We start from the raw sequence: 4,133 nt of genomic DNA, 5'->3' as shown, positions 1-4,133 counted from the left end.
TTGCACACGACACAGATGGGGACGGCCAGCTGAGGGACTCAAACAGGCTCTTAGACACATCGTTCAGGTTACTATCGATCCATCTCAGGCCTTCGGAAGGTCTGCTCGTGGCTGCGCCGGATGGGTCTAGAACCAAGCAAGAGGTGCCTCGAAACCTCGACCATAAATCGCACGAGATGCAGAAAGCCTCTCGCGCCGGTGTCTCGACCAGGCATACCCAAACGATCACGACACCCCGCCAACCCATCCATCGACTTCACGCAGCTCGTGACAGCGCTGGATGGGTTGGCGGGATTGTCGAGGTCGCGGAGTTGGTGACGTAGCAGCACATCGATGAGCCTCGCGCCGTTCAAAAAGCATTGGTCTACGGAGCCCAGCGCAGCATCCTTGCCGATCGGCAGAAGCCGCACAAAGTGACCGGCATGCTGCGGGGGGACCGCTTCTTCAGGGAGAAGCCTATGAAGCCATCGCAGGTCGAGGCAATCGCCGCGACCGACAACGCCACGGTCGCCATCCTCAACGTGCTGATCACCTTCCTCGAAAAGCAGGGCGTGCTGGCCCGGGACGACTTCACCGCCTTCCTCGCGGCTACCATCGAGGGCTGGCGAGCGGAGGGCGCCGACGAGAAGCTGCTGCGCCTCATCGAGATCAAGGCCCGAGGCATGGCGCTCGATCTGCCTCCGAGCGTGCAGAACTGACCACCTGGCCGTGACATACCGGTAAAGGGGGCTTGGCAATTCACAAGGCTAACTGGCGGGTCCAAAAAATTTGAACTACCCCTTGAAACCGGATCGCAGCATCCGCATTATGCACGTGCGAGGTTCATTAGAGATCGCCAGTCTAGGCGCCGAGGCTGGTGCTTCGGTGTTCTTCGTCATCATGTTGCTCCACGGAGGATGTGGTTATGAGGACCTTCGACTTCGCCCCCCTGTACCGTTCCACCGTCGGCTTCGACCGCTTGGTCGACCTGATGGACCAGGCCACGCGCGCTGAGCCCTCTGCCGCGACCTGGCCGCCCTACAACATCGAGAAAGTCGCCGACGACGCCTACCGCATCACCCTCGCGGTGGCGGGCTTCGCCGCCGACGAGATTGAGTTGACCCAGAACGGTAACGCCCTCCTGGTCAGCGGCCAGAGGAAGGACGACGGCCAGCGGCATTTCCTGCACCGCGGGATCGCCGCGCGGCAGTTCCGCCAGACCTTCAACCTCGCCGACCACGTCAAGGTCACCGGGGCTGGCCTCGACAATGGCCTCCTGACCGTCGAGCTCGTGCGCGAGGTGCCCGAGGCGTTCAAGCCGCGGCGCATCCCGATCGGCGGTGCATCCTCGGCCGTCGGCCAGGACAACGCGCCAGTCCAGGTCGAGGACCGCGCCAAGGCCGCCTGATGCGCCTCTCAGCGTTCCGACAAACAGACACCCTCGGGGCAAGCCCCGGGGGCGCGCCCCGTCGTGACCTGCTTGGCCATCCAGGAGGAACCCTGTCGATGATGGAGACACACTCTTCATATCCCGATCCGTCGCATACCGGCTCCGTGAACCCGGTCACCGCGCGGCCAACCTCCTTCGAGGTGTGGCAGGCGGTTGTCGCGCCCGGCGACGTGTTCCGCCACCCGCGGGAGGTGCTGGCGCACCCGACGCTCTCGCGCGCGCAGAAGCGCGCGGTTCTGGCATCTTGGGCGTCGGACGCCCAAACTTTGGAGAACGCGCCCGGGCTTCGCTGCCTGCCGGGGTGCAAGGCCGAGCCAGTGTCGGTCGACGCCGTGCTGGCCGCCCTGGCGCAGCTCGACGGCAGTGCCGCTTGGGGACCGGGCTCAACCGTGGCCGTCAAGGCTCCGGTCCAGCGCCGGTCGAGTCCCTTGGGGATGCTGCGCCGGCACATCCGCCCTGGTCGCCGGGACGACGACGACGACCCACCGCCGTGCCCGGCCGCGATCCGGCCGCGTCCGCGGACGCCGTCAGGCGCAACCGCCATCGCCGTCTGCGCCTGACGGCACCAAACCGGCCCCGCGCGAGGGCCTGATCGCCGCGCAACCATCCTTGGCCTTTGCTTCGAAGAAGGAGGGTCAGATGCTGAAAGAAAGCACGCTCGGAAACCACATCTTACTCAACCTCGCCAGCGCCGGGCTCGGCGCCGTCCTGCTCGCCTCACCCTGGTTGTGTCAGGCGGACAGCACGCCCGCCGGCGTGGCCAGCGCCGTCTTCCTCGGCGCGCTGCTCGTCCGCTTCAGCTTGTCGGGCGCCGTCCGCCCCCGCACCTGGAAAGCCAAGGCGCGGCTCGCGATCGGGGCCGCGACCGTCGCTATGCCCTGCGTTCCGGCTCCCGGAGGCACACCTCTTCCGCTCGGTCTCCTCTGCGCAGTGGGTCTGATCACCGTGGTCCTGGCCGCGGCCGAACTGCGGGTCGGCGGCGGTGTCACGGCCCGTCCGGCGGCCGCGCGCGGATCTACCCTCGGCTGTTGGCTCTTCCCTGGCCGCTGGGGGCAGCCGTGCTGACGGACTTTGTGCTGGTCGGCGTGATCGGTTCCGCCCTACCCATCGCGCTGGCCCCGGCGCCATTCTCCGTCCTGCCGCAGCTCCGGTATCCTTCGGGGGCAACCTTCATCGGCTCTGAGGGATGGCGAGAGGCGGCGAGGCTCGGGGCCGCGCAGGATCAGCTCGCCCCCTATGGTCAGAACAGAAGCTGAAGATGGATCAGCGCGACAACGATGATTCCCGGCCTCGGGCGACGGCGGGCGACAGGCCCCCTGAGCTACTGCGTGCCGTCACGGCGCCGACCGACACCTTGAAGGAGGTGCGTGCCGTCTGGTCGACCCTGACCCTCTACGAGCGCTTCGAAGAGGTGGTGGTCCTCGCCCTCACCGGGCTGATCTCCCTCGTGGTGGTCGCGGCGATGGTCAACCTGTCCTACCGGATCGTCATGCTCCTCCTCGTGGGGCTGCTCGACCCGGCCGAGCACAGCGTGTTCCAGGCGGTGTTCGGCATGATCTTCACGGTGCTGATCGCGCTGGAGTTCAACCACTCGATCCTGGGCGTGCTCAAGCGCGGCGACACCATTATCCAGGTCCGCACGGTGGTGCTGATCGCCCTGCTGGCGCTCACGCGCAAGTTCATCATCCTGGACGCGACCAAGGTCGAACCGATGACCATCATCGGACTCGCGGCGGCCGTGCTCGCGCTCGGGACCGTCCACTGGCTCGTGCGCGATCAGGATCGGAAGGACAACGCAGCGAATGCCCGTACCGAAGGGCGTCCGGCATGAGCGCGGTCGGGGCGGCGTGCGGGACGGTGGAGGAGCGGCAGGGTTGGGCCTCGGTGATCGTCGAACCGCCCTCGGATCCGGAAGGATCGAACGAGAACGCCGCCTGCGGTAGCGCCGGGCTACATCACGTGGATCCCGAGGCACTCCTGGCGGCGATCCGGTCGGCGGGCCGACACGTGAGGGAGGTCGATGCACAGGCAGAAGCACGGGCGGAGCGTCTGCGCGAGCTCGTCACGGGGGTTCGTGCGGGGCTTGTCGCAAGCGCGAACGCGCCTTCGTTCACGGATCGTTAGCCATCCCTGACCAGCTTGCCGCCTCCGACTTGGAGCCGGCCATGATCCTTTACGCCATCGCTGCGAAGCTGAAGCAGCGCGCCAAGGCTGACTTCAAGGGCCGGCACTACGAGGCGGCTCTGATCGTCCAGGCCGTCGCCTGGTACCTGCGCTATCCACTCAGCTACCGGGATATCGAGGAGCTGTTCCTGGAACGCGGCCTGGAGGTGGACCACTCCACCCTGAACCGCTGGGTCCTGGCCTAGAGCGTGTTATGAACGTATCGGGCATGTTGGCGGTTGAAGGGCATGGAGCCATGATCGCGCTGCTTATCCGTCCGATGTGTCCGATGAAGAGTGGGCGCTGGTCGGGCCGTATCTGACGCTGCTGCGTGAGGATTCCCTCCAGCGCGATCATGAGTTGCGCGAGGTGTTCAATGGCTTGCGCTACATCGTGCGGACGGGTGCGCCGTGGCGGTTCATGCCGCACGATCTGCCGCCGTGGGCGGCGGTCTACCAGCAGATGCAGCGGTGGCTTTCCACGGAGTGCTTCCTGGACGTGGCCGGCGACCTGCGGGCGGTGCTGCGGATGGCGGCGGATC

The 4,133-nt window shown here is 66.5% G+C and carries 6 protein-coding genes and 1 pseudogene; all 7 read left to right on the top strand.

Annotated elements, in window-relative coordinates:
* Window positions 1-458: 458 nt before the first annotated feature.
* Window positions 459-698: a hypothetical protein gene (locus ACFE8Y_RS21080; RefSeq protein WP_375466320.1), complete on the top strand. Its 240-nt coding sequence runs from the start codon at window positions 459-461 to the stop codon at window positions 696-698.
* 206 nt (window positions 699-904) lie between these two features.
* On the top strand, window positions 905-1,387 hold the full coding sequence (locus ACFE8Y_RS21075; RefSeq protein WP_375466319.1) for an Hsp20 family protein: 483 nt from the start codon (window positions 905-907) through the stop codon (window positions 1,385-1,387).
* Window positions 1,388-1,479: 92 nt separating this feature from the next.
* On the top strand, window positions 1,480-1,989 hold the full coding sequence (locus ACFE8Y_RS21070; RefSeq protein ID WP_375466321.1) for a hypothetical protein: 510 nt from the start codon (window positions 1,480-1,482) through the stop codon (window positions 1,987-1,989).
* Window positions 1,990-2,068: 79 nt separating this feature from the next.
* Window positions 2,069-2,494, top strand: coding sequence for a hypothetical protein (locus tag ACFE8Y_RS21065; RefSeq protein ID WP_375466318.1), 426 nt, complete (start codon window positions 2,069-2,071; stop codon window positions 2,492-2,494).
* 193 nt (window positions 2,495-2,687) lie between these two features.
* Window positions 2,688-3,260, top strand: coding sequence for a phosphate-starvation-inducible PsiE family protein (locus tag ACFE8Y_RS21060; protein ID WP_375466317.1), 573 nt, complete (start codon window positions 2,688-2,690; stop codon window positions 3,258-3,260).
* Window positions 3,261-3,594: 334 nt separating this feature from the next.
* Window positions 3,595-3,795 (top strand): annotated as a pseudogene (locus ACFE8Y_RS21055) (IS6 family transposase); the annotation flags it as partial.
* Window positions 3,796-3,874: 79 nt separating this feature from the next.
* Window positions 3,875-4,133, top strand: a 259-nt coding sequence (locus tag ACFE8Y_RS21050) for a transposase (RefSeq protein ID WP_375466316.1), incomplete at its 3' end; no start/stop codon positions are given.

Origin of the sequence: uncultured Methylobacterium sp. (genome assembly GCF_964242245.1) — a bacterium.
Lineage (GTDB): Bacteria > Pseudomonadota > Alphaproteobacteria > Rhizobiales > Beijerinckiaceae > Methylobacterium.
This window is presented reverse-complemented; position numbering and strand designations above follow the sequence as displayed.